At 57.8% G+C, this 23411-nt stretch carries 27 protein-coding genes; 19 read left to right on the top strand and 8 right to left on the bottom strand.

Features of this window, described 5'->3' with window-relative positions; translation table 11 throughout:
• Positions 1 to 6: 6 nt before the first annotated feature.
• The 5 genes from BCF46_RS15750 (at position 7) to BCF46_RS15730 (ending at position 3966) form a co-directional block, all read left to right on the top strand.
• Positions 7 to 975, top strand: a complete 969-nt coding sequence (locus BCF46_RS15750; protein WP_121026415.1) for a DMT family transporter — start codon at positions 7 to 9, stop codon at positions 973 to 975.
• An 89-nt stretch (positions 976 to 1064) separates the two neighbouring features.
• Positions 1065 to 1751: a cupin domain-containing protein gene (locus BCF46_RS15745; RefSeq protein ID WP_121026412.1), complete on the top strand. Its 687-nt coding sequence runs from the start codon at positions 1065 to 1067 to the stop codon at positions 1749 to 1751.
• An 8-nt stretch (positions 1752 to 1759) separates the two neighbouring features.
• On the top strand, positions 1760 to 2128 hold the full coding sequence (locus tag BCF46_RS15740) for a hypothetical protein (RefSeq protein WP_121026409.1): 369 nt from the start codon (positions 1760 to 1762) through the stop codon (positions 2126 to 2128).
• Between the two features lie 51 nt (positions 2129 to 2179).
• Positions 2180 to 3241 carry a glycosyltransferase family 4 protein gene (locus BCF46_RS15735; RefSeq protein ID WP_121026406.1) on the top strand — a complete coding sequence of 354 codons (1062 nt, stop codon included), beginning with the start codon at positions 2180 to 2182 and terminating at the stop codon, positions 3239 to 3241.
• Complete coding sequence (locus tag BCF46_RS15730; protein ID WP_170157955.1) at positions 3238 to 3966, top strand: glycosyltransferase family 25 protein; 729 nt, start codon at positions 3238 to 3240, stop codon at positions 3964 to 3966. The genes BCF46_RS15735 and BCF46_RS15730 overlap by 4 nt, the downstream gene beginning before the upstream one ends.
• Here BCF46_RS15730 and BCF46_RS20175 read toward each other — a convergent pair.
• Positions 3963 to 6641, bottom strand: coding sequence for an FkbM family methyltransferase (locus BCF46_RS20175; protein ID WP_121026400.1), 2679 nt, complete (start codon positions 6639 to 6641; stop codon positions 3963 to 3965). The genes BCF46_RS15730 and BCF46_RS20175 overlap by 4 nt on opposite strands.
• A 151-nt stretch (positions 6642 to 6792) precedes the next feature.
• Between BCF46_RS20175 and BCF46_RS15720 the strand changes: the two genes are divergently transcribed.
• Both BCF46_RS15720 and BCF46_RS15715 read left to right on the top strand, forming a co-directional pair.
• On the top strand, positions 6793 to 7815 hold the full coding sequence (locus BCF46_RS15720; RefSeq protein ID WP_121026398.1) for an aspartate-semialdehyde dehydrogenase: 1023 nt from the start codon (positions 6793 to 6795) through the stop codon (positions 7813 to 7815).
• Between the two features lie 66 nt (positions 7816 to 7881).
• Positions 7882 to 9522, top strand: a complete 1641-nt coding sequence (locus tag BCF46_RS15715; RefSeq protein WP_121026395.1) for a DUF4139 domain-containing protein — start codon at positions 7882 to 7884, stop codon at positions 9520 to 9522.
• Between the two features lies 1 nt (position 9523).
• Here BCF46_RS15715 and BCF46_RS15710 read toward each other — a convergent pair whose 3' ends face one another.
• Genes BCF46_RS15710 through BCF46_RS15700 form a run of 3 tightly spaced genes read right to left on the bottom strand, consistent with a single transcriptional unit; the run spans position 9524 to position 11488 of the window.
• A complete protein-coding gene (locus tag BCF46_RS15710) occupies positions 9524 to 9835 on the bottom strand; it encodes a P-II family nitrogen regulator (protein WP_121026392.1) in 312 nt (103 codons plus the stop codon).
• A gap of 3 nt (positions 9836 to 9838) precedes the next feature.
• Positions 9839 to 10816, bottom strand: a complete 978-nt coding sequence (locus tag BCF46_RS15705) for a sodium-dependent bicarbonate transport family permease (protein WP_121026389.1) — start codon at positions 10814 to 10816, stop codon at positions 9839 to 9841.
• Positions 10817 to 10840: 24 nt separating this feature from the next.
• Positions 10841 to 11488, bottom strand: a complete 648-nt coding sequence (locus BCF46_RS15700) for a carbonic anhydrase (RefSeq protein WP_121026386.1) — start codon at positions 11486 to 11488, stop codon at positions 10841 to 10843.
• A gap of 145 nt (positions 11489 to 11633) precedes the next feature.
• On the opposite strand from BCF46_RS15700, the gene BCF46_RS15695 reads away from it, so the two are divergent.
• From BCF46_RS15695 to BCF46_RS15685, 3 genes are all read left to right on the top strand, one after another.
• Complete coding sequence (locus BCF46_RS15695) at positions 11634 to 12014, top strand: hypothetical protein (protein ID WP_121026384.1); 381 nt, start codon at positions 11634 to 11636, stop codon at positions 12012 to 12014.
• A 79-nt stretch (positions 12015 to 12093) separates the two neighbouring features.
• Positions 12094 to 13491: a leucyl aminopeptidase family protein gene (locus BCF46_RS15690; protein WP_121026380.1), complete on the top strand. Its 1398-nt coding sequence runs from the start codon at positions 12094 to 12096 to the stop codon at positions 13489 to 13491.
• Positions 13488 to 14315, top strand: coding sequence for a C40 family peptidase (locus tag BCF46_RS15685; protein WP_121026377.1), 828 nt, complete (start codon positions 13488 to 13490; stop codon positions 14313 to 14315). Before BCF46_RS15690 ends, BCF46_RS15685 begins: the two co-directional genes overlap by 4 nt.
• On the opposite strand, the gene BCF46_RS15680 is transcribed toward BCF46_RS15685, so the two are convergent.
• Together BCF46_RS15680 and BCF46_RS15675 are read right to left on the bottom strand one after the other, a co-directional pair.
• Positions 14312 to 14653: a DUF2794 domain-containing protein gene (locus BCF46_RS15680; protein ID WP_121026637.1), complete on the bottom strand. Its 342-nt coding sequence runs from the start codon at positions 14651 to 14653 to the stop codon at positions 14312 to 14314. The genes BCF46_RS15685 and BCF46_RS15680 overlap by 4 nt on opposite strands.
• 252 nt (positions 14654 to 14905) lie before the next feature.
• Positions 14906 to 15715 carry a DUF4198 domain-containing protein gene (locus BCF46_RS15675; RefSeq protein ID WP_121026374.1) on the bottom strand — a complete coding sequence of 270 codons (810 nt, stop codon included), beginning with the start codon at positions 15713 to 15715 and terminating at the stop codon, positions 14906 to 14908.
• Between BCF46_RS15675 and BCF46_RS15670 the strand changes: the two genes are divergently transcribed.
• The 4 genes from BCF46_RS15670 (at position 15714) to BCF46_RS15655 (ending at position 18426) form a co-directional block, all read left to right on the top strand.
• Positions 15714 to 16865, top strand: a complete 1152-nt coding sequence (locus BCF46_RS15670; RefSeq protein ID WP_245990183.1) for a HupE/UreJ family protein — start codon at positions 15714 to 15716, stop codon at positions 16863 to 16865. The two genes, BCF46_RS15675 and BCF46_RS15670, sit on opposite strands and share 2 nt — an antisense overlap.
• Positions 16866 to 17810: a DMT family transporter gene (locus BCF46_RS15665; RefSeq protein WP_121026369.1), complete on the top strand. Its 945-nt coding sequence runs from the start codon at positions 16866 to 16868 to the stop codon at positions 17808 to 17810.
• 1 nt (position 17811) lies between these two features.
• Positions 17812 to 18147, top strand: coding sequence for a DUF1294 domain-containing protein (locus BCF46_RS15660; RefSeq protein WP_121026366.1), 336 nt, complete (start codon positions 17812 to 17814; stop codon positions 18145 to 18147).
• A gap of 90 nt (positions 18148 to 18237) precedes the next feature.
• A complete protein-coding gene (locus BCF46_RS15655) occupies positions 18238 to 18426 on the top strand; it encodes a hypothetical protein (RefSeq protein WP_121026364.1) in 189 nt (62 codons plus the stop codon).
• Between the two features lie 47 nt (positions 18427 to 18473).
• Here BCF46_RS15655 and BCF46_RS15650 read toward each other — a convergent pair whose 3' ends face one another.
• Together BCF46_RS15650 and BCF46_RS15645 are read right to left on the bottom strand one after the other, a co-directional pair.
• The gene (locus tag BCF46_RS15650; RefSeq protein ID WP_170157954.1) at positions 18474 to 18764 is read right to left on the bottom strand and encodes a DUF3892 domain-containing protein; all 291 of its coding nucleotides are present in this window, start codon (positions 18762 to 18764) and stop codon (positions 18474 to 18476) included.
• 341 nt (positions 18765 to 19105) lie between these two features.
• Complete coding sequence (locus BCF46_RS15645) at positions 19106 to 19975, bottom strand: branched-chain amino acid aminotransferase (protein ID WP_121026358.1); 870 nt, start codon at positions 19973 to 19975, stop codon at positions 19106 to 19108.
• Between the two features lie 151 nt (positions 19976 to 20126).
• On the opposite strand from BCF46_RS15645, the gene BCF46_RS15640 reads away from it, so the two are divergent.
• From BCF46_RS15640 to BCF46_RS15620, 5 genes are read left to right on the top strand one after another with little or no spacing between them, the layout of a single operon-like run.
• Positions 20127 to 20639, top strand: a complete 513-nt coding sequence (locus tag BCF46_RS15640) for a MarR family winged helix-turn-helix transcriptional regulator (RefSeq protein WP_121026355.1) — start codon at positions 20127 to 20129, stop codon at positions 20637 to 20639.
• A 6-nt stretch (positions 20640 to 20645) separates the two neighbouring features.
• On the top strand, positions 20646 to 21347 hold the full coding sequence (locus tag BCF46_RS15635) for a response regulator (RefSeq protein WP_121026631.1): 702 nt from the start codon (positions 20646 to 20648) through the stop codon (positions 21345 to 21347).
• Between the two features lie 9 nt (positions 21348 to 21356).
• Positions 21357 to 22298 (top strand): histone deacetylase family protein, encoded by a 942-nt coding sequence (locus BCF46_RS15630; RefSeq protein ID WP_121026352.1) that lies wholly within the window; start codon positions 21357 to 21359, stop codon positions 22296 to 22298.
• Positions 22291 to 22533, top strand: a complete 243-nt coding sequence (locus BCF46_RS15625) for an exodeoxyribonuclease VII small subunit (RefSeq protein WP_121026348.1) — start codon at positions 22291 to 22293, stop codon at positions 22531 to 22533. Before BCF46_RS15630 ends, BCF46_RS15625 begins: the two co-directional genes overlap by 8 nt.
• 5 nt (positions 22534 to 22538) lie before the next feature.
• On the top strand, positions 22539 to 23399 hold the full coding sequence (locus BCF46_RS15620) for a polyprenyl synthetase family protein (protein ID WP_342768437.1): 861 nt from the start codon (positions 22539 to 22541) through the stop codon (positions 23397 to 23399).
• Positions 23400 to 23411: the final 12 nt, after the last annotated feature.

Genomic DNA, 23411 nt, shown 5'->3' with positions numbered 1-23411 from the left:
TAGAAGATGAACCCGAACGCCAAAGGCGCATTGCTCGCACTGGTTGCGTTCGGGGTTTTCGCCTCGCATGATGTCGTGATCAAGGTCTTGGGCGCGACCTACTCGCCCATACAAATCGTGTTCTTCTCGGTTATTCTAAGCTTTCCGTTGGCAACGCTTTGGCTGCTGCGCGATCAGACCCATGGCACACTCATCCCGCGCCACCCTTATTGGATGTTGGCACGGACTATTGCCGCGGTCGTCACTGGTTTCTCGGCATTCTATGCGTTTTCCGTGCTGCCATTGGCGCAGGTTTACGCCATCATTTTCGCATCTCCATTGCTCATCACGGTTCTCGCCATACCGATCCTCGGGGAGGAAGTGCGCCTTCGGCGTTGGATTGCCGTTTTGGTAGGCCTTTGCGGTGTATTGGTTGTTCTTCGCCCCGGTGAAACGGAGTTGGGGCTGGGGCATTTAGCAGCACTTACCTGCGCCGTTGGCGGTGCGTTTGCATCGGTCATAGTGCGCAAGATCGGGCGCGAGGAGCGCACGGTTGTCATTATGCTCTACCCAATGATGGCAAACTTTTTGGTAATGGGTGCGCTTTTGCCTACTGTCTATGTACCAATGCCGATTGAAGATCTCGGGCGTATTGCCATTGTTGCGGTTTTCGCGTGGATTGGGGGCCGCTTCCTGATCGCCGCGTACAACACTGGCGAAGCGGTGATAGTGGCGCCCATGCAATATAGCCAGATTCTCTGGGCGACGGCTTATGGTGCCTTCTTTTTCAACGAATACCCAGATATGGGCACGCTTGTCGGCTCATCAATCATCATTGCGAGCGGGTTGTATATTGTCCTTCGCGAAAGCCGCTCTACGACGTCCGAGACGCCGGTTCTTCGCACACGGTCCCGTCCTGAAACTGGAACATCGCCGCGTATCGGTCCTTTTTTGTGGCCATTGCACCCGAAGAAAAAGAAGCCTTCCCCCAAATAAGTTGCGTGTAAGTTTCACTTAGTCGTGTGGTCGGATTGCGTTTGCGCCAGTGACAGCTAGCGTTGGCCAAATTCTTTTTGGAGGCCGACATGGACCTGAACTCACACTTCTCAAAACGCGCCTTAGTTCATTCAACCCAAACCGAGTGGGTCGCGTCGCCCATGCCGGGCGTCGATAGGCGCATGTTAGACCGCATCGGGGACGAAGTTGCGCGCGCGACGACAATTGTGCGGTACGCACCAGACAGCCACTTTTCGGCACATACACACACGGGCGGGGAAGAGTTCATCGTGCTGGACGGCGTGTTTCAAGACGAGCACGGCGATTTTCCCGTCGGCACATACGTCCGAAACCCGCCGACCACCAGCCACACGCCGGGGTCCGATGAGGGATGTATTATTTTCGTGAAGCTATGGCAGTTTGATATGGACGACCGTACCGCAGTTACTGTGGATATGAACAAGGTTGATCTGTTGCCTGATGCCAGCCGTTCTGGGGCAAGAAGCGCGGTATTGTTCCGCGATGATCGTGAAGAGGTTCGCGTTGAAGCATGGGAGGCTGACGCTTCGATTGAACTGGATCTCCCGGGTGGTGCGGAAGTGCTAATTCTTGAAGGTTCGGCAGTCGAGGGTGGCGATGTTTTGGAAAAACACGACTGGCTTAGACTTCCGATAGGCGCGCGCCTCAGTGCCAAAGCGGGTCAGAACGGTACGCGCGTGTGGATGAAACTTGGGCATCTTCTCTACGCAACAAAACCTGACTTTATGCATGAATAGAGCCTGATTTGTATGAAGGTGACAGCTTTTTTACACTAACTGGACCGCAACAAGCCGGGTTGCTTTTGTTGTCAGTGGCACTGGCGTGTGGCTGGATTTACGCGTCTTGGCGGCTAAGCGCCCGACGGCCACTTGTCCTGCGTCTTGCGATTGGCATCGTATTGTTCTTCGGCTTCGTATGGCTGTCACCGCAAATCTACTATCAATATTACCGATTGATTATCGACGGTTTGCCCGCGCAATTTGTCGTGGGCTGGCCTCTGGGGCCACTTCATGTCGTTCGCCTCCTGACATTCCAGTTTGATGCCAACCTGTCTGCTCATAGCCAAGGCTTGTTGGGGTGGGCGTTGATCATCGTTGCGGCACTCAGGCGCTGACCGCTTTGCTTACAGTTTGCGCGTCTGGCCCGCCTCGCGTAGTCAAAAGACATGACTCAGACGCCGCTCCTCTTCGTGACAAACTTCAACAAGAATTTTACTGGCGTGTCTGCGACTGCCGCCGGAGTGGTGCGTGCGCAAGCAAAAGGCTTCGATCTTCGGCTTGTTGGACACTCCTTGCCTGGTTGCCCCGACCCGATTGACCTGAAAACTGCTCGTATGCTGTCGCGCAGGGCACCCGATGGGTATCCGTTCTCGATCTGGCATGTGCGGCGTAACACCGAGATGCGGGCTGCCATCTGGGCGCGGGACGTGCTTCGCTTGCCGATCCGAATTGTTTTCACCTCTGCCGCCCAGCGTCGGCATTCTGCTTTTCCGCGCTGGTTGATTTCTCGCATGGATGCTGTGATCGCCACAACCGAAGCCGCGTCAGAATATGTCCCACATGTCCGCGCGGTGGTCCCGCATGGCGTCGATACCGAAACATTCCACCCCGCGAATAATCGCGCCACGGCGTGGGCTGCCACCGGTTTTCCCGGCAAGCGCGGGATTGCAACTGTCGGGCGCATCAGGCCAGAGAAGGGCACCGATCAGTTTGTTGACTCGATGATCCGCGTGTTGCCGTCCCAGCCTGACACCACGGCTTTGGTTATCGGTCGCGCTGGCGGGTCGAACGATGCGTTTCTGGGAGACCTTAAGGCCCGCGTCGCTGCGGCGAACTTGAAGGATAGAATCCTGTTTCCCGGTGAAATAGAGTCTGTTCAACTTCGAAAAGTGCTGCGTGGCCTTAGCCTTCTGGTGCCGTTGCCGCGCTATGAAGGCTACGGAATGACACCGTTGGAGGCGATGGCATCAGGCGTCCCGTTTGTAGCGACAGATACCGGCTACTTTCGCGCGTTCTCCGCTCAGGGTGATGCGGGCCATGTTGTGCCGCTTGGCGATGTCGACGGTGCGGCTGCCAAGGTGGAAAACCTGCTCGACAATCCGGACAGACTTGAGACGATGTCGCGCCATGCCTTAGAAGTCGCCCGCAATAGCTATGGAATTCAAACCGAGGTCGATGGCATAAACGCCGTCTATCAACAGCTCTGGAACGAGGCATCCCGCCAGTGACCGAAACCTTTATCATCCATCTGGAACGCGCCTCTGCACGCCGCCCTCATGTTGAAACCATCATGCAGGAATCGCCCTATCCAGCGCGCATCTGGCCTGCTTGCGACGGCGCCGCGATGGACTCGGCGGCGCGTGACCGGCTTATATCGGATGTTGCATTGTTTCAGCCCGCTTATCCATTCTCGCTGTCTATGGGTGAAGTCGGCTGTTTTGAAAGTCACCGCAGTGTCTGGCGTTATATGGTCGACAATGGCCTTCAAACGGCTCTCATTCTCGAAGATGACGTTTCCATCGACACGCCGACATTTAGCGCCGCCTTGACGATGGCAGAGGCGCACATCGCGACGTTGGGCTACATTCAGCTTCAGGTACGCGAAGTCAAACTTCCGTTTTCGGTCGTGGAACAGTCGGGCCCAACCGCTGTGATCCGACCTCATGTGATACCACTACGGACTTCGGCGCAATTGGTCAGCCTAGATGCGGCCCGCACGTTGCTTGCCGCTTGCCAGCAGATCGACCGGCCTGTGGACGGCTTTCTTCAGCTGTTCTGGGAGACCGGTGTACGTCCGCATTGCGTTGTGCCGTCGGGGGTGTCCGATCTGACGCAGGAATCAGGTGGCAGCACGGTGTCGCGCAAGCGGAGCTTGTGGCAAAAACTGATCGCCGCGGCGAAGCGCTGGACCTACCGGAACCAAGTCGCAACGCTTTCGCGCAAGCACACTTAAGCGGCAGGTAGCTCGTATAGCGAGTTGTTTCGGGTACGCGTGACCAAAATATATCCACGCGCTGCGAACGCCTTGGTGCAGCCGGGATAATCCGCGTCAGGGTAGGGGTGCTCGATGACAATCCGGTGCGGTAGCAATGCGTCGGGCGCGGTCTCCATGAAGGGCACCAATGCTTTGTCTTCATGCCCTTCGATGTCGATTTTCAAACCGTAGATCGCCGTAATCCCGTGCTCTTCCAGCAAGGCATCCAAACGGCGCACAGGCATTTCCCCGTCGGGTGTTTCTTCAACTGCAACGATTGCCAGATCATCCTTGCGGATTTGCAGGTCGCCGCGCCCTTCCTGATCGCTGACAGCGCAGTGGATCACGGTCAGGTTGTCCAACCCGCTGGCCTCGGCGTTCCACGTCAGACGGTCCACCATCAACGGGTTTGCGTCGATGGCAAGCGTGCGGCCTTGCGGCGCACTACGGGCCATGGGCTGGGCATACAGCCCGATGTTGCAGCCAAGATCTAAGAAGTTGGCATCAACCGGCGCGTCTTTTGTCAGAAAGTCCAGATCCTCGCCGTTATAGTCCGGGTTCAGAAGAAGACCGTATTCGATAAGGTTGTTCTCGCCGCGGATGCGGTAGGCGCAGTCGCGGAAGTGAATATCGAGCTTTCCACGTCCGGCAGCCAGCACCGAAGAAGTCCACCCACCACGAAACACCCCGCGCTTGAGCGGGGTTGATTTGCCCAGTGAAATCATGCCGCGCTGTATCGCATTCGGGGCAAAATGGCCGAAAGGCAATTTGTCATCGGCATCGTCAAGATTGCGCTCTTTACCGTTGAGGCTGCGCCAGATGCCGGAGCCAGTGCTGCGCGTGAAAGTCTTGGACGTCACGGGGATATCTCCGGTGAAAGGCTTGGTGCCTGTTTGGAATTGCAAGTCGTGCAGCCGGGCGTAGATACCAGCCTTGCCGATCAACTCGTCATGCGGCCCGCTTTCCGCCAGCTTGCCGTGATCAAGCACAAGAATTTGGTCCGCATCGCGAACGGTGGACAAGCGGTGAGCAATAACCAGCGTCGTGCGGCCTTTGGAAAGCCGTTCCAATGCCTTCTGCACCACCTTTTCGGATTCGGCGTCCAAGGCGCTGGTCGCCTCGTCCAGCAACAGAATCGGTGTGTCACGCAGCAGCGCACGGGCAATGGCGACACGTTGGCGCTGCCCGCCTGACAGGTTGCTGCCACGTGGGCCAACGGCGGTTTCCAACCCGTCGGGCAAGTCTTTCAGGAAATCACTGACATGGGCATCGTCCAGCACCTGTTTTAGCTGCGCGTCATCGACGTCTTCACGGCCCAAAAGGATGTTCTCGCGCAGCGTTTCGTCGAACAATAAGGCGTCTTGCGACACGACCGAGAACAAGCCGCGTAATTGCGACAGGGGCATGTCTTTGACGTCCACCCCCCCGATGGTGATCTTACCGCTCGCCGGATCAACCAAACGGGTGAGCACGTTGAACACGGTGCTCTTGCCCGCTCCTGACGCACCAACCAGCGCTGTGGTGGTGCCAGAATTCGCGGTGAAGCTCAGGCCGTTTAGCACCGCTTTGTCGCCATAGGACAACGACGCGTTGTCAAAGACGATGGAGGAGCCATCCAGCACCGCTTCGGTAGATGTTCGATCCGCCACGGCGGGTTGTGTATCAAACAGCCCGAAGATGCGGCTGAGGCTGGCGATCATCATTTCCCAATAGCCCAAAACTCCGCCCAAACGGCGCATGGGTTGAAAGGCCAGTGACATAGCGGTGAAGAAGCTCATGAACTGGCCGATGGTCTTTTCGCCGGCAATGATCTGCGGGCCGCCGTAGAGCAGCACGCAGAAAAAGCCGAAGCCCACGGCGAAATCTACCAAGGCTGGCACGGTGGCTTGCCCGATGGTGGTTTTGATCGTCGCCTTTACCCAAGTATCTGACAGACCGGAGAAATTCTCGACCTGATATTGTTCCATCCGGTTCAGCTTGATCGGGGTGACACCGTGGAAAACCTCGTCCAGACGGGTGGTCCGTTTGCCAGCCACGTCGCGCAGGTAGTTCGATTTGCGCCGCACATAGCGTTGGACCAGCAAGCTGGGGATCACCAGCATCGGGGCGCCAATGATCGCCACCAGCGTCCATTTCCAGTCAATCGACAAGGCCACGCCCAGAAGCGACAGCAAGGCGATAAGGTCGCGGCCAGCGCTCACAAGGATCATGTTCCAAAGGGTTTGGATCGCAGTCACGTCCCCCTGAACCCGCTCGATCATGGAGCCGGGCGAAGTGCGGGAGTGAAACGCGTTATCAAGCGTCAGCGTGTGCCGCAGCAGGTCGACCTGCACCTCGGTCGACGCACGGAAGGACACGCCGGTCAGAATGCTTTTGTGGATGATGCCGGTGATGCCGCGGATGACGAAAAGCGCGAAGATTCCGATGCCAACCCACCAGATGGCACTTGCCTGACCCTCGACGAACACAAGGTCGAACATCGGCTGAAGCATGTAGCTCAGCGCACCCAAGGTGCTGCCTTCGATGACCATGAACACGAAGGCCAGCACGAAAAGCATCCAGTGTTTGCGCAAGTACCCACGCCACAGGCGGGCAAACAGCTTGCCTCCGCTCTCGGTCGACTGGGCCAGATCTAGGTCTGTCGGGTTGCTCAAGAAAAGGCTCACATATGGCTACTTTAGCGATCTGTGTAACGCAGTTTTGCGCAGCGCGGCAAGGCTGGGGCAACATGGGCCTTTCCCATTGGCCCTCAAAGGAGTATCAGGCCCCGTCTGAAACAAGACCTATAGAAGGATCAAAGGGATCATGGGTTACAAAATCGTCGTCGTAGGCGCCACGGGCAACGTGGGTCGCGAGATGCTGAACATTCTGGATGAACGTCAGTTCCCAGTGGACACAATCGAGGTTCTGGCCTCCCGTCGCTCGATCGGCACCGAAGTTTCCTTCGGCGAGAAAACCCTGAAAACCAAAGACCTTGATACCTTCGACTTTACCGGCTGGGACATCGCGCTGTTCGCGGTGGGCTCCGAGGCCACGAAAAAGTATGCGCCTATCGCTGCCAAAGCTGGCTGTGTGGTGATCGATAACTCGTCGCTCTACCGCTACGACCCTGACGTGCCGTTGGTGGTTCCGGAAGTGAACCCCGAGGCCGTGATGGGCTATTCCAAGAAGAACATCATCGCCAACCCCAACTGCTCAACCGCGCAGATGGTCGTGGCGCTAAAGCCGTTGCATGACCGTGCGCGGATCAAGCGCGTTGTCGTCTCCACCTACCAGTCGGTTTCCGGTGCAGGCAAAGAAGCCATCGACGAGCTGTGGGATCAAACCAAGTCGATCTACAACCCCGTCGATAACAAACCACCAAGCAAGTTTACCAAGCAGATTGCGTTCAACGTGATCCCGCATATCGACACGTTTATGGAGGACGGCTCCACCAAAGAAGAGTGGAAGATGGTCGTTGAAACCAAGAAAATCGTCGACAAGGACATCAAGGTCACCGCGACTTGTGTCCGCGTTCCGGTTTTCGTGGGTCACGCCGAGTCGATCAACATCGAGTTCGAAGACCATTTGGACGAAGACGAGGCTCGCGACATCCTGCGCGAAGCCCCCGGCGTCATGGTGATCGACAAGCGTGAAGACGGTGGCTACGTCACGCCCGTTGAATGCGTCGGCGATTTTGCGACCTTCATCTCCCGCATCCGTCAGGACAGCACCATCGACAACGGTATCAACCTATGGTGCGTCAGCGACAACCTGCGCAAGGGTGCCGCGCTGAATGCTGTGCAAATCGCCGAAACGCTGGGCACGCGGTGCTTGAAAAAAGGCTAGGCTTGCAAAGCCTCTCCTGACACGAAACATTGGGCCTCAGATCAATTGATTTGAGGCCCTTTTTCTATGCTCCGCTCCCTTGCCCTATCCGCCGCCCTGTTGTCTTCCGCTGCTTACGCCGAGGACTTTCAGTTGGTTGCGCCCGTCACTTCCGTCACCGTCTATCCGCAAGGTGCGACGGTCACGCGGGTCATTGCGGCTGACCTGCCGCAAGGCAAACACCGGATACTGGTTCCCTATCAGGCTGGCAGCAGCGACGGCCCGCCTCGCGTGAGCGCGCCGGATGGCGTTGCAATTGGCGCGATGGAGGTTTTGAACGATTTCTTGAGTGACCCGAAAGCGGCTTACTCGCCCGAGCAAACCGCCGCGTCCGAGCGTGTCGAGGCCACCAAGAATGCCTTGCAGGCGTTGGAAGACATTGTCGTGCGCGGCCAAGCTTCCGTCGAAGCGCAAGGCGCGAAGAACGCGTATCTTCGCTCGCTAACCGGTGCTTCACTGACAGGGACCGATGCCGAGGCCATGCGCGCGGCAAGCGACATGGTTGCGGATGAACTGGCGAAAGCATGGACCCAGCAATATGCCGCCTCAGTCGCTTTGCGCGAAGACGAAAAAGCCCGTGACGAGGCCAAGAAGGCCCTCGCACAAGCCGAACTGGACTTACGCCGTTTGTCCCCGCCAACGGGCTCTGTAACCATGCTGGCATTGTCGGTCGAGGCCGCAAGCGCGGGCCCGGTCAATCTGACATTGGATACTCTGAGTTATAACGCAGGCTGGCGGGCGGATTACGACCTGAACCTGACCCGTGGCGACGACGCTACCGTCGCGATGGAGCGTAAGGTCGTCATGCAGCAGTCCACGGGCGAGTTGTGGTCCGATGTCGACCTAATTTTGTCCACAGCGAACCCCTTCGCGCAGGTCAATCCGACGGAGCCGTATCCATCTCAGGCGTTCATTCAGGCCAAGGGGAAGGCGGGGTATGGGTCGGTCAGATCAGCGCCACAGGCCGAATACAGCGAACTGGCCCGCGAAGATCTCGCTCCAGAGCCGACTCTTGCGGCCCCCCGCGCCCAAGCGGTCATAGACGGCCTGTCTGTCACCTACGAATATCCCGAGCCTGTCAGTCTTGCGACGGGCGGCGGCGAGTTGATTCTTGCCTTAGATGACTTCACTTTCGACGCCCGCGAGTTCAACCGCGCAGCACCTCGCTTCGACAAAACCGCGTTCCTGATGGCGGAGTTCACCAACTCCACGCAGGAACCGTTCCTGCCGGGCCAAATGTCCGTGTTCCGTGATGGCGTATTCGTCGGACGCAGCGCCCTGCCGCTGGTCCCCGCAGGCGACAAGGCGGAGGTCTCCTTCGGCACCCTCGAAGGCTTGCGGCTCGAGTATAAATTGCTCGACAACGACACTGGCGACCGTGGCTTCCTGACCTCCAGCAGCACCCGCGTGCAGCAGATGGAATTCTCGGTGGAGAACCTTTTGGCCACAACAGAGCAGGTTCAGACAATCTTCGCGCTGCCCTATGCGGAGCAGGAAGACCTCAGCATTTCCGTCAGCGCCCGACCGTCACCGGACGAGCGTGACTTCGAGCAGAAGCGCGGTGTGTCCGTCTGGAATCTCGACGTCGGTCCGGGCGAGACAAAAACTGTGCGCGTGAATGTCGATATGGACTGGCCCGAAGGGCAGCAGTTGTTCTGGCAGCCCTGACCTAAAATCGTTCCGCCCGCAGCACCTGACAGTCGGTCACGGTGACAATGCCGATATGCCGCTCGACCACCGCGAAGGCCGCGTCGAGCAGCTTATCCAGCCTGTCGGGATGCACGATGCAAATGACCTGCACCATGCCGCCCGCACGGCTGACTTGTCCCTCACGGCTCCATGGGCCGGATCGGCCCGAGCCGCCAAGCACTGGCAGGATGGAATAGCCCGTCACGTCCGCCGTTTGCAGGGCGTCGGTCAGGCGGCTTTCCATTACGGCTTCGATGGTGATCACCACGCGTTTGGCGTCATGGGTTTGCATGGGTCATCCTCCGGTTACTTGGCTGGCAATCGCGATATAGGTCGGGATGCCGAGGGTCAGGTTGAAAGGGAAGGTAATCCCCAAGGATAGCGTCAGGTAGATGGACGGGTTGGCCTCGGGCAACGCCACACGCATGGCCGCTGGCACCGCGATGTAGCTGGCCGATGCACACAGGGTCATGAACAGCGCAACACCACCGGTGGACAGTCCCAGCAGCATTCCGGCCGCAAGGCCGAAACAGCTACCGACCAAAGGCATCAGCATGCCGAAAGCGAACACGCCGGGGGTCAAATATTTGCCGCTGTCACGCAGCCCACGCCCCGCAACAAGGCCCATATCCAGCAGGAATAGACACAAAACGCCCTGAAACGGCGAGACGATGAAGCTGGCGATTTTCTCCAGCCCCTCTTTGCCCGTGATCGCGCCAATCACGAAGCTGCCAATCAGCAGCACGATGGAGCCGTTCAACAGTATTTCCCGCCACAACCCGCTGTCCATCTGGCTGCCACCCGCCTTGCGCGATACCAGCCACAGGGCGGATAGGATCGCTGGGGCTTCCATGATGGCTGCGACGGCGACCATGTATCCCTCGGGGTCTAGGCCGCGTCCGGTCAAAGCCGTGGAGCAGGCCACAAATGTCACGATAGAGATGGAGCCGTAGTGGCCGGCGACGGCGGCGGCGTCGGTGGTGCTGAGTTGCGTCATTACCCGCAAAAGAGCGAATGCGACGAAAGGGATTGCGGCGGACAGCACACCGCCGGCAACCAATGACAGGATCAGGCCAGCGTCCACACCATGCGCGGCAACCGATGCGCCACCCTTGAAGCCAATGGCAAACAGCAGGTAAATCGACAACGCCTTCGCGGCGGCTTCGGGGATGGTCAGGTCGGATCGCGCGAATGCCGCAAGAACCCCCAAGACGAAGAACAAGATCAGAGGGGACAGCAAGTTGTCAGCTGCCAGTGATAGCACGTCGCCCATTTGGGTCCTCCGGCGGGTTAGGGTCTAAACCGGGGCGAACCCAGTCCCCGACACGTAGTGCTCCAGCCCGCCTTCGCCAATGTCTGTCCACAGGCCGTGGAGGCTTAGCAGGCCTTGGTCCATCGCGGCGGCGATGAACGGAAAGCCCGCAAGGTTTTCCAAGGATACCAATACCGCTTCTTTTTCCAGGGCGCGGCGGCGCTCCGTCTCGTCCTCAATGTCTTTCACGCGCTCGTATCCGGGGCGCAAAATGTCCATCCAGCGTCCGATAAAGCTGGTCTTTTCTTCCAGCTCGGGCGCATGGCCGGAACACATGTCATGACAGCCGTTGACGCCGCCACAATTGGAATGCCCCAGCACGATGATATGAGCGACTTTGAGCGCACCCACCGCGTATTCAATGGCGGCTGAGGTGCCGTGATACTCGCCATCCGGATTATATGGCGGCACAAGGTTGGCGATATTGCGGTGGATGAAGAACTCGCCCTGCTCTGCACCAAAGATGGAGGTTACATGCACGCGGCTGTCGCAGCATGAAATCACCATGGCCCGCGGGTTTTGCCCGTTGGTTGCCAGATTGCGATACCAAGGCTCGTTGTCGGCATAGGTGGTCGCCTTCCAGCCGTGATAGCGGGTGATCAGGTAGGACGGTAGGGGTTTTGACTGACTCATGGGGTCCCTCTGAAAGTTTGGACCATAACTAAGGACAATTGACGTGAAATTCGAGGGAAAACTCGCAGGAAGGGAAAGACATTGTTCAGCTTCTGGCCCGATGGTCAGCCCGTGCTTTGTGGGGGCATGAAATTTGGGGTGCAGTATGCAAGACGTTTTAAAACTTGAAATGCGGGAACCGGTACGGGTGGATCCTGACCGTTTGGTGGAACTGTGTGTCTCCATGGGAGAGATGCGCGCAGAAACGCTGATCACCAATGCCATGGAAGACTTGGTAAAAGGCATGATCGAGATCGAAAATGCGTATATCGCGCAAAACATGGATATTCTGACGTGTCAGGCCGACCATCTGGTTAGAACCGCAGATAATATCGGGATGACGACGTTTTCCCGTGTGGCAGATGATGTGGCGACCTGTGGCCGTTTGCGCGAGGGGGTTTCGCTGGCCGCAACGCTCAATAGGTTGCAGCGGATTGCGGACCGGTCGCTTAGTGCTGTGGGGGATATGCAAGAATTTCCGGCTTAGGCGCAGAGGATGGCCTTGCCTATACTTGCGGATTGCGTCGCAAGCAGTAGGCTGAGCATGCAGCAGCAGGGCAAACATCATGCAAGATCACACGAGGCTAAATTTCGCCGATGCCAATGATGGCGCGGTTCCGCTTTGGGCGTTGGGTGCAGACGCGCTAGGCGGCTGGCTGGATACCCAATCGGACGATGTTCGCGTCTGGGTCGAAGCACAGGGCTTCAAAGCAAACGCGGGTGCGGTCTGTACCGTTCCGGGTGCGGGCGGGGCTATCGCGATGGCCTTGGCAGGGTTGGGCGATGCCAAATCGCAGGCCCGAGAGCGCTTTGCAATGGCGTCTGTCGCGACAAAGTTGCCCGCCGGAACGTACCAAATCACGAGTGAGCACACGGCAAAAGAGTTGGACGAGCACGCGCTGGGCTGGTTGCTATCGCAATATACGTTTGAAACCTACCGCACCCAGCCGCCTCACGATGCACGGCTCGTTTGCCCCGACGGGGTGGACAGAGATCGCATCGAAGCCATCGCTGCCGGTGAGGCTCTTACCCGTGATCTTATCAATACACCCGCCTCTGACATGGGGCCGGACAAGCTGGAAGCCGCAGCGCGCGCGCTGGCAAAATCGCATGGCGCAAAAATCAATGTGGTAACAGGTGATGCGCTGCTGGAGCAGAACTTTCCGATGATCCACACCGTCGGTCGCGCCTCCGCAACGCCACCCCGGTTGATCGACATAACCTGGGGCACCGGGGGCCCTACGCTGGTGCTTGTCGGGAAGGGTGTATGCTTCGACACAGGCGGGCTCAACATCAAGCCGGGCGCGTCGATGGGGCTGATGAAGAAAGACATGGGCGGCAGTGCAACAGTGTTAGGCTTGGCCCATATGATCATGGCGCTGGATTTGAAGCTGCAATTGCGGGTTCTGATTCCCGCGGTTGAGAACTCCATCGACGGCAATGCTTACCGCCCGCAAGACATTCTGACCTCCCGAAAGGGTCTGACGGTTGAAATTAACAACACAGACGCCGAGGGCCGCTTGGTTCTTGCCGACGCATTGGCGCTTGCAGATGAAACACCGCCTGATTTGATGATTTGCATGGCCACGCTGACTGGGGCAGCCCGCGTCGCGGTTGGCCCTGATATTTCACCCTTCTTCACGGGTGATGTCCTATTTGCTGATGCGTTGCGCGAAGGCGCGCGCCAAGTGTGCGATCCGGTCTGGGAGTTGCCGTTTCATGACCCTTACGAGCGATTGATCGAACCGGGCATTGCCGACCTCGACAACGCGCCGAAGGGCGGGTTCGCAGGTACGATTACCGCGGCTCTTTTTTTGCGCCGTTTCGTGACCAACACGCCACGTTTTGCGCATTTTGACATCTATGGCTGGCAACCGACTGCGGCCCCGGGTCGCCCTAAAGGTGGTGTCGGAATGGGCGCCCGCGCCATTCTTGCATCGCTACCAAAGGCGCTGAACCTATGACCCGCGACAAACGACTTACGCCTGCCAATAGTCGCGTCGCCGCCGGTTATCTCAAAGGAGAGGTGGACGCCCCGCTCTATACCGACGGGGAAGTCACCCAATGCGATACTGCTTTCGCGGACATCACCGGTGAACCCGATGGGCGACGCACATCGCAACTTATCTACGGCGACCTGTTCAAAGTGCTGGAACGCCGCGACGGCTTTGCATTCGGACAAACGCAGCATGACGGATATTGCGGCTATGTTCGCGAAAGCCGGCTCAGCCAGCCCTGCAAGGCCAGCCATTGGGTTTCGGTGCCTTGCACGCATATGTACCCCGGCCCGAATATGAAGCTGATGAATACTGGCGCGCTTTACCTTGCCTCCGAAGTGCAGGTGACGGAGGAGGAGGGAACGTGGTCCCGTCTTTCCAACGGCTCCTATGTCCCAACGATGCACCTGCTTCCGATTGAGCAACGCATGAACGATCCGGTATCAGTCGCGGGCCTTTACTTGGGCGCGCCGTATCTATGGGGTGGTGGAACGCGGCACGGCATTGATTGCTCTGGTCTTGTCCAAATCGCGTGGCGTAGCTGCGGGATGGACTGCCCCCGCGACAGTGACATGCAGGAGGCGGCACTGGGCCAAACCGTGGCGCTAGAGAACGCGCAGCGTGGTGATTTGGTCTTCTGGAAAGGCCATGTGGCGCTGGTGTCGGGCGACGATATGATCTTGCACGCGAACGCTTATCATATGGCCGTGGCCTACGAGCCGTTGTCTGACGCAATAGTTCGGATCAAGGCTGCGGGCGACGGGTCGGTAACTTCGGTCAAGCGACTCTAGTCGACCGAGCGGATCAACTTTTTCTCAAGCACACGTAGAACCTGCCGAAGATCCGCCCCGCGTTTCAGAATGCGCCCGTCCATGCCTATTACAGCATAGGTCTGCTGTTTTGTGGCCAGTTTGGGCCGTTTTTCTATCCGGTAAATGGGATGTTCCGCCGCGCGTCGAAAGATCGAGAACACGGCCACCTCCTTTTGCATTGAGATGCCGTAGTCTCGCCATTCACCGGCAGCAACCATACGACCATAGACCGTCAGAATATCCCCCAACTCACGCCGCTGAAACGCAACCTTGTCAAATTGGCTTGGGCGAAATGGGATCGGCGCATTTTGGTTCATGGTGATATCGTGGGCCGCGTTTCGTTTCAAATCAAGCTTTGCCTTCAAAAAGCCGCGCGATGACCCGAGCATGACCACGCCTCGTCCCCGATGACGCCGCAGTTACCGCCGATACACACCTTGTAGCGAGTGTTAACTCAAGCCCGATGCGGTGTGATCAGCCCCCACCCAGATCGCCGTGTCGGGTGCTACACAAATAAGAGCCCCCGGTCTGGTTGTCAGGCCGGGGGTTTTGATTTTCGTGGGATCAATCTACCAATCAGGAACCTTGAACGTCAGCGACGCCCATGCCGATACCCAGACAGGAAACTTGGTTGGATCGCCGGCGTCCAACGGTAGTAGCACTACGGCGTCCACCAAATACTCATGGCGGTCCTGAATAGGAAATGTGCCGATGCCTTCCGAATTGGTGCGATGCAGTGTGATCGTGACCTCACCTTCAGGGTCTTTGTCAAAAAGCTCGATTTGCGCGTCTGCCCTTGGTTTACCGTCCAGCAGGACCTTCACAGGGAACATATCCAACTGATCGGTGTATGGGTTGGCCAGCGCAACGATCTCGGTTTTCATTCCAACTTCGCGATCGGCCCCCGCGCCGTCACCCACCGCAACTAGGCTTTTGGCGTAACGGCGATAGCGTTCCATGAAGCGCTCGGTTGGCAATCCGCGCTCCGCATGGCGCTGAACCGCCCATTCGAAATCCTTGTGCTTGGCGAATTTCGTGAACTTCTCCATACCTTTATAGCTGAGCAGATTGTCACCGGTTTCATGCACGATGGTGATCAAGCCCTCGGCAGGCGCGGGCATGTTTAAGGCGGGCGTATCCCCAAGCCTTCCGTCAACGGGGATGACTTGATCGCCGATCACCAGATCGAAGCGTTCGAACCGATTGGGGTTGAAGGCATAGGACGCCCCGCCAAATTCCTGACCCACCCGAAGTTGGGCTTGAACCTCGCCGCCTTTCGGGGTCACGTAGGTCTCGGGAGAAATCCAGAATTCGTGGGCGTGCGCGTTGGCCGCCCACAAGATCAAAGCGACTGCGGTGCTAATACGACGAGGCGACATGGCATTTCCTTCAGAAAAGTTAAAACACATGCTGGTGCAACTGGGTGTGATGTCAATGCTGGGGCTGTTCACAATGACGTCCCTTTTGGCGGCTCATGAGATCAGGCCTGCAATTGCCGATGTAACTTTGAGTGACGACAAGGTCGAGTTGACGATCCGCATGACCGCAGAGTCCTTGATTGCCGGTATTGATCTAGAGGGCCTGCAAGATACCAACGAGGCACCAGAGGCGGAGCAATACGATGCGCTGCGTGCATTGCCTTCCAGCGAGCTATCATCGCGGTTTCAGACAGCATGGCCCGACATTTCCCAAGGATTTAAGGTCTTGGCTGGCGACGCTCCCATTGCTTTGGAGTTGGTCAACGTCGAGGTCGTCGACCAGCCGAATGTGGAGCTGCCACGTGATACGACAGTGACGTTAACCGGGGTGTTGCCGAATGACGGTAGCGATGTGCGCGCCGGTTGGCAGGCAGCCAATGGCCCGATAATCGTCCGCCAAGCTGAGAGCGGCGACGACGCCTATGCGGGCTACTTGGAAAACGGCGTGCTCAGCGAGCATTTGCCTCGGACAGGCTCCGCTACCGAGAGTACCGTATCGGTCTTCCTGCGCTATATCGCTGTCGGCTTCGACCACATCATTCCCAAGGGTCTTGACCATATCCTGTTCGTCTTGGGCCTGTTCTTCCTGTCACTGCGTCTGCGTCCGCTGATTACACAAATCACCGTTTTTACCATAGCGCACACGATTACGTTGGCGCTGGCGAGCCTTGGCTACGTCTCGGTCAATCCGGCCATCGTGGAGCCGCTTATCGCGGCGTCCATTGTCTACGTCGCGGTTGAGAACATCTTCACAAGCCGCATTACATGGTGGCGGCCCATCGTGATTTTCGCCTTCGGACTGTTGCATGGCATGGGTTTCGCATCCGTCTTGGGGGAATTCGGCCTCGCGCCGGGCCGCTTCGTGGCGGGGCTTATCGGTTTCAACGTCGGGGTTGAAGTCGGCCAGCTTACGGTTATTGCGTTGGCCTTCTTGGCCGTGGGATATTGGTTCGGCAACAAGCCGTGGTACCGCGCCCGCATCTCTATCCCGGCGTCCGTGTTCATCGCGATCATTGGGGCTTACTGGGCGGTGGAGAGGGTGTTCCTTTAGATGGTAACCCCTGCGCCCAAGCCGAACACGGCAGTCGCAATTCTGTCCAAGCTGGGGGCGGTGTTTTTCTTTATGGCGATGGCGACGCTGATAAAAATCGCTTCCGTCCGCGTTCCACCGGGCGAGACGGTCTTTTTCCGCTCCTTCTTCGGGTTGCCGATCATTCTGGGCTGGATCGCGTTGCGAGGGGAATTGCGCACGGGATTGAAAACCGACAACCCGTTGGGACATTTTTGGCGTGGTCTCGTTGGGGTCACAGCGATGTCCATGGGGTTCGCGGCGTTGGGCCTGCTCCCGTTGTCCGAGGTCAAAGCCATCCAATACGCGCAGCCGGTTTTGGTGGTCATTTTCGCGGCCATGTTCTTGGGCGAAAAGGTGCGCGCCTTTCGCCTGACCGCCGTGGCGCTGGGTATGGTCGGTGTCTTGATTATTATGTCACCCCGCCTGACGGCCTTCTCGGATGGCGCAACTGATCCTTATCTGGCCATCGGTGCGATCCTCGCCTTCGGATCAGCGGTCATGGCAGGCTTGGCGCATGTTTTCGTGCGCAAACTGACTATGTCAGAGCCGACCTCGGCCATTGTGTTCTGGTTCGCGGTCACGGCATCCAGCTTGTCCATTCTGACGCTTCCTTTCGGCTGGGTCTGGCCCACCGGCCCCGAGGCTGCGGCGCTGATTGGGGCGGGTTTGTGTGGCGGAATCGGTCAGATATTCCTGACGTCCAGCTACCGCTACGCTGCCGCCTCCGTGGTGGCCCCGTTCGAGTATTTCTCGATCCTGCTCGCCCTTGGTATCGGTTACTTCGTTTTCGCCGAAGTGCCGACGGGCGTGATGCTCATCGGCATCGCGCTGATCGTTTGCGCCGGCATTTTGATCATCTGGCGCGAAGGCAAGCTGGGCAAAGACCGCAAGCAAGCCCGCAAAGCCATGACGCCTCAAGGATAGCATGCCAGATTCCCTGCTGCCTTTGGCGATCGCCGCCGCTTATTTGGGTTTGGTCAACCTGCTGACCTACATCCTGTTCGCATTCGACAAGCGCCGCTCCCGTGCCCGTGGTCGGCGGGTCAGCGAATCCAATCTGCTGTTGTGGTCCGCTGTCGGGGGCACTCCGGCGGCTAAGCTCGCCCAACGTCGATTACGCCACAAGACGGTGAAGCAACCCTTCGCGCGCCAGCTAAATCTGATCGTTTGGTTGCAAGTTCTGGCCGTTGTCTTCGTAGCATTCCCGCAAGTTCGGGCGCTGATTTGGCAAGGTGTGGATCTTGTTCAGGGCCTGCTCTAGCCGCGGCTTTGGCGATGTCGGGTATTCCAGACCTCCAATTCCGCGGAAATTTGTGCTAGGGTGATCCGACAACCAAAAGGAGACACTTGCATGAGACACGTCCTCGACAAGCCATCCCCATCGTCCGCCAAGGCCGGAGCACGCTACGCATTTGCCTTGCAACTCAAAGACTTGCCAAGCTCCGCAACTCTCGCGCTGCAACGCCGCAAAAAGGCCGCACCGAAAGATTCGGTACGGCCTCAGCAGTATTCCAGAATAGAGCGCGGGATTAAGGCTTAGCTACGCAGATTCATGCTAAACAGAAAGGGTACCCTCGCTCTTTGGAATTATGCAGCAACCCTACAGCTCTGAAGCTCAAGTAGGTTGTTTGGTTCGTGATCATCGTTTTCGGTCTTGATGTATTCATTTCCGAAGCGGCTCGTCGCCACCAGCACATTCACACGGTGCCCATTTTTTGAGACGTAGAACTCATTCTGTCTGGACTTGATCCGCTGGATCGCTTCCTTCTGAGAGATGCTCCACCTCGTGCCGTCAGCATTCCGTCCACCCACTGAGACAATTGCCTCAGATGGATCATAGCGGTCTTGTTTTTCGATACAGTCAATTTGGTTAGCCATTTTGGCCTCCATTTTTGGTTACAAAAATGGTCCAGCGTTAGCTTGCTACAGTTGGGCCGAACCAATTAAAAAATACGTGTTTGGCTAGTGTAGCGTCAACACAACAATTTGCTGTACCTACAACATTTAGTAGTTGACAGAACTAAGCCCATATATGCGTTGGATTTTTTAAGCTAAATAGGGGCGATGAAAAACTCATCACCCCTATATGTTGTGCGAATGAAGCCCAACTGTAGCTACATCTTTGAATCAGAATCGATTCTGTGAGTCAAATCAAGAGTTTAGGCTCTGTGGAAAACATTGGAAACAAACTGAGAACAAAGTGAAATTATCCACACCTATTAAACCCGAACCAGCTTCTCGTAGCCTTCCGCGATATCGCGCGCGATTGCGCCGACCTCAAAGTTGTAGTCACCGATGGACCCTACGGGTGTCACTTCGGCAGCCGTACCCGTGAGCCAGCACTGCTCAAAACCTTCCAGCTCTTCGGGCATAATGTGCCGCTCGTGAACGGTAATCTGGCGGTCTTTCAACATGCCCACAACAGTCTGGCGGGTGATGCCGTTCAAGAAGCAGTCGGGCTTCGGTGTATGCACCTCGCCGTCCTTCACGAAAAACATGTTCGCGCCCGTCGCCTCGGCCACATAGCCGCGATAGTCGAACATCATCGCGTCTGAACAGCCTTTGGCCTCTGCCGCGTGCTTGGACATGGTGCAGATCATGTAGAGACCGGACGCCTTGGCAAAGCACGGGATGGTTTCGGGCGAGGGGCGTTTCCACTTGGAGATGTCCAGCTTCGCGCCTTTCATCTTGGCGTCCCCGTAATAGGCACCCCATTCCCACGCGGCCACGGCCATGCGCACGGGGTTTTTGGCGGATGCGACACCCATGTCTTCACCTGCGCCGCGCCAGCACACCACGCGCACGTAGGCGTCGGTCAGGTTGTTGGCTTTCAATACTTCGTATTTGGCCGCTTCGATCTCGTCCACGGTGTAGGGGATCGGCATGTCCAGCTGCTCGCCCGAATAGAGCAGGCGCTCAGAATGCTTGCGGCTTTCGAAAATTTTGCCGTTATAGCAGCGCTCGCCTTCGAACACAGAGGACGCGTAATGCAGCCCGTGGGTCAGGATGTGGACGTTGGCGCTACGCCAGTCCACCAGCTTGCCATCCATCCAGATGACGCCGTCACGATCGTCATATCCACCAGCCATTGCTTCATCCTTTTTCATTTGTTGCGTGTGAAAGGCCCGTTTCGGACATAATATTTCACTAAACTGGCGATTCGCTACCATTCGATACTTGGAAAGTCAACAAGGCTGACATAAACTGATCCCCAGCAAGAAGACGTCAGGGAGTAGCCGCATGTCAGATCGAGGGACGGGTCAAGCGCCTATCAGCGGGGAAAGCCTGTTGTTTTTGACCGACGACCAGTTGCGGCGTGGCATTGAGGCGATGTTCTTTGCCTATCGCGGCTTTACCGCCGATCCTGACCGCATTTTGCAAGAATATGCCTATGGCCGCGCGCATCACCGCGCGATCCACTTCATCAAGCGCAGTCCCGGCAACACGGTGAACAACCTGCTCGATATTCTGGGCGTGACCAAGCAATCGCTAAACCGCGTGCTAAGGGCGTTGATCGAAGACGGCCTTGTCGAAAGCCGCATCGGCAAGCAAGATCGCCGCGAACGCCACCTCTTCTTGACCGAAACAGGCCAGGAGTTGGAAAAAGAGTTATCAGAGGCGCAGCGCGGCCGTATGCGTGCAGCCTATCGTGACGCCGGGCCAGACGCAGTTGCAGGCTTTCGCCAAGTGCTTGAGCAAATCATGGACCCTGAAATGCGCCGGCATTTTCAGACATTTAAGGAGGGCTCATAAGTGGCCTTGTCCCAAAACGACGCTCATTTACTTATCGTTGATGACGATGAACGTATCCGCAAACTCATCCAGCAGTTCCTAAGCCGCAACGGGTTCTTTACCACCTCCGCGCGCGATGCAGACCACGCGCGTCGGTTGTTAGAGGGGCTGGATTTCGACCTGATCGTGCTGGACGTGATGATGCCGGGCGATGACGGTATCACTTTCACTAAAGAGCTGCGTCAAACGCGTGACACCCCGATCCTGCTATTGACTGCCAAAGGAGAAAGCAGCGACCGGATTTCCGGGCTGGAGGCAGGGGCGGACGACTATCTGCCCAAGCCGTTCGAGCCGAAGGAATTGCTGCTTCGGATCAACGCGATCCTGCGTCGCGTGCCCCAAACCGAAGACCTCGTTGAGGCCCCGAAATCCCTGTCCTTGGGTGACATCCGCTATGACATCGAGCGCGGGGAGATGTGGCGCGGGGAAGATCTAATCCGCCTAACCGCAACCGAGGTGCAATTGATGAAGATTTTCTCGGCCTGTCCGGGGGAGCCGGTCTCCCGCGTCAAACTGGTCGAAGATCTGGGCCGTGACCGAGGCCAAGCACAGGAACGCGCGGTGGACGTTCAAATCACCCGCCTGCGTCGTAAGATCGAGGCCGACCCCAAACAACCCCGCTACCTTCAAACGGTGCGCGGCTCCGGCTACATGCTTGCGCCAGACTAAGGAAAACCAATGACGACCGCTCTGCTGACCCATTCCGATTGCCTGAACCACATCACGCCGACGGGGCATCCCGAACGGGTCGACCGGCTTATGGCGATTTATTCCGCGCTGGATGCGATGGACCTAAGTGGTGTGCAGCGGCTCGATGCCCCTATAGGCACGGATGAGGCGATTCTGCGGGTTCACCCGCAGGCCCATATCGACGCGGTAAAGGCTGCGGCACCCGCGTCCGGCTCTATCTCGCTTGATGCTGACACACATATGTCGGCTGGTTCACTCAAAGCCGCCTATCGCGGTGTCGGGGCCATGACCAAGGCCGTCGACATGGTACTGGGCGGCGAGGTTCAAAACGCCTTCGCCGCCATGCGCCCGCCGGGTCACCATGCCGAAAAGCAAACACCGATGGGGTTCTGCCTGTTCGGCAATATCGCCATCGCCGCCAAACACGCGCTGGATGCCCACGGGCTGGAGCGCGTCGCCATCGTCGATTTCGACGTCCACCACGGCAACGGCACACAAGACCTGCTCTGGGACGAGCCGCGCACGCTGTTCATCTCCAGCCACCAGATGCCGCTTTACCCCGGCTCTGGTGCCGCTCATGAAACGGGGGCGTCAGGTAACATCCTTAACATCCCGCTACAGGCAAATTCCGGCGGCGCGGAGCTTCGCAAAGCCTACGAGCGCATGGTTATCCCCGCCCTCAACGACTTCAAGCCGCAACTCCTGTTGATTTCAGCAGGCTTCGACGCGCACCGCAATGATCCGCTGGCCAACCTGAACTGGGACGAGGCCGATTTCGCGTGGGCGACGCAAGCCTTGTGCGATGTTGCCGATACGCATTGCGAAGGCCGCGTCGTCTCGACTCTGGAAGGCGGATATGATCTTGATGCCCTCGCCGCGTCTACGCGCGCGCATCTGGAAGTATTGATCAAGCGAGGCACCCATGGCTGACACAAAAGTAGACGAAATGAGCTTCGAGCAGGCCATGGCCGAGCTGGAGCAAGTCGTGGGCCAACTGGAACGCGGCGACGTGCCACTCGACGACAGCATCAAGCTGTATGAGCGCGGTGCGGAGCTGAAGAAACGCTGCGAGGCCAAACTAAAAGAGGCCGAAGAAAAAGTGGCCCAGATCACCCTTGGCAGTGACGGCCAAGCCACAGGAACCACGCCAGTCGAAGGCCTGTAAATCCCGTGTTCCAAGACGCTTTAACCGACGCGCAAACCCGTGTGCAAGCGGCGCTGAACGAGGCGATGCGGCCTCTGGACGGCGTCATCGCAGACGCCATGCGCTACACTTGTACTGGTGGCAAACGGCTCAGGGCGTTCTTGGTGATGGAAAGCGCGCGCTTGCATGACGTTGCGCCCGAAATGGCCGATCAGGCCGCTGCCGCGATTGAAATGATCCACGCCTACAGCCTCGTCCACGACGACCTGCCTTGCATGGACAACGACGATTTGCGTCGTGGCGTGCCGACCGTCCACGTCCAATGGGACGAAGCAACCGCCGTCCTCACCGGCGACGCATTGCAAACACTGGCCTTTGAGCTGCTGTCGAATATGGACGCCTATGCCGAAGTTCGCCTCGCGCTGATCTCGTCGATGGCGAAAGCCGCTGGCGCGCAGGGCATGGTGCTGGGCCAAGCGCTCGATATTGCCGCCGAGTCCGCTGAAAAACCCTTAACGCTAAAGCAAATCACGCGCCTGCAAGCGGGCAAAACCGGCGCATTGATCGAGTGGTCAGGGCAGGCAGGCGCGATCCTTGCTGAGGCCGATCCAGCCCCGCTGCGCCAATATGCCCAAGCGCTTGGCCTTGCTTTCCAGATCGCCGATGACATCTTGGATATCGAAGGCTGCGCGGAAAAAGCAGGAAAACGCCTGCAAAAAGATGCTGACGCCGGAAAGGCGACATTCGTGTCACTCCTTGGTATGGAGGGCGCAAAGGCCCGCGCGAACGAGTTGGTCGTGCAAGCCTGCGACGCCCTTTCCCCTTACGGTGACGCGGCGGACAACCTAAAAGCAGCGGCGCGGTTCGTAGTTGACCGCGACACGTGAAGGACAACGCAG

It is taken from the genome of Litoreibacter meonggei, from assembly GCF_003663885.1.
Classification (GTDB): domain Bacteria; phylum Pseudomonadota; class Alphaproteobacteria; order Rhodobacterales; family Rhodobacteraceae; genus Litoreibacter; species Litoreibacter meonggei.
This window is presented reverse-complemented; position numbering and strand designations above follow the sequence as displayed.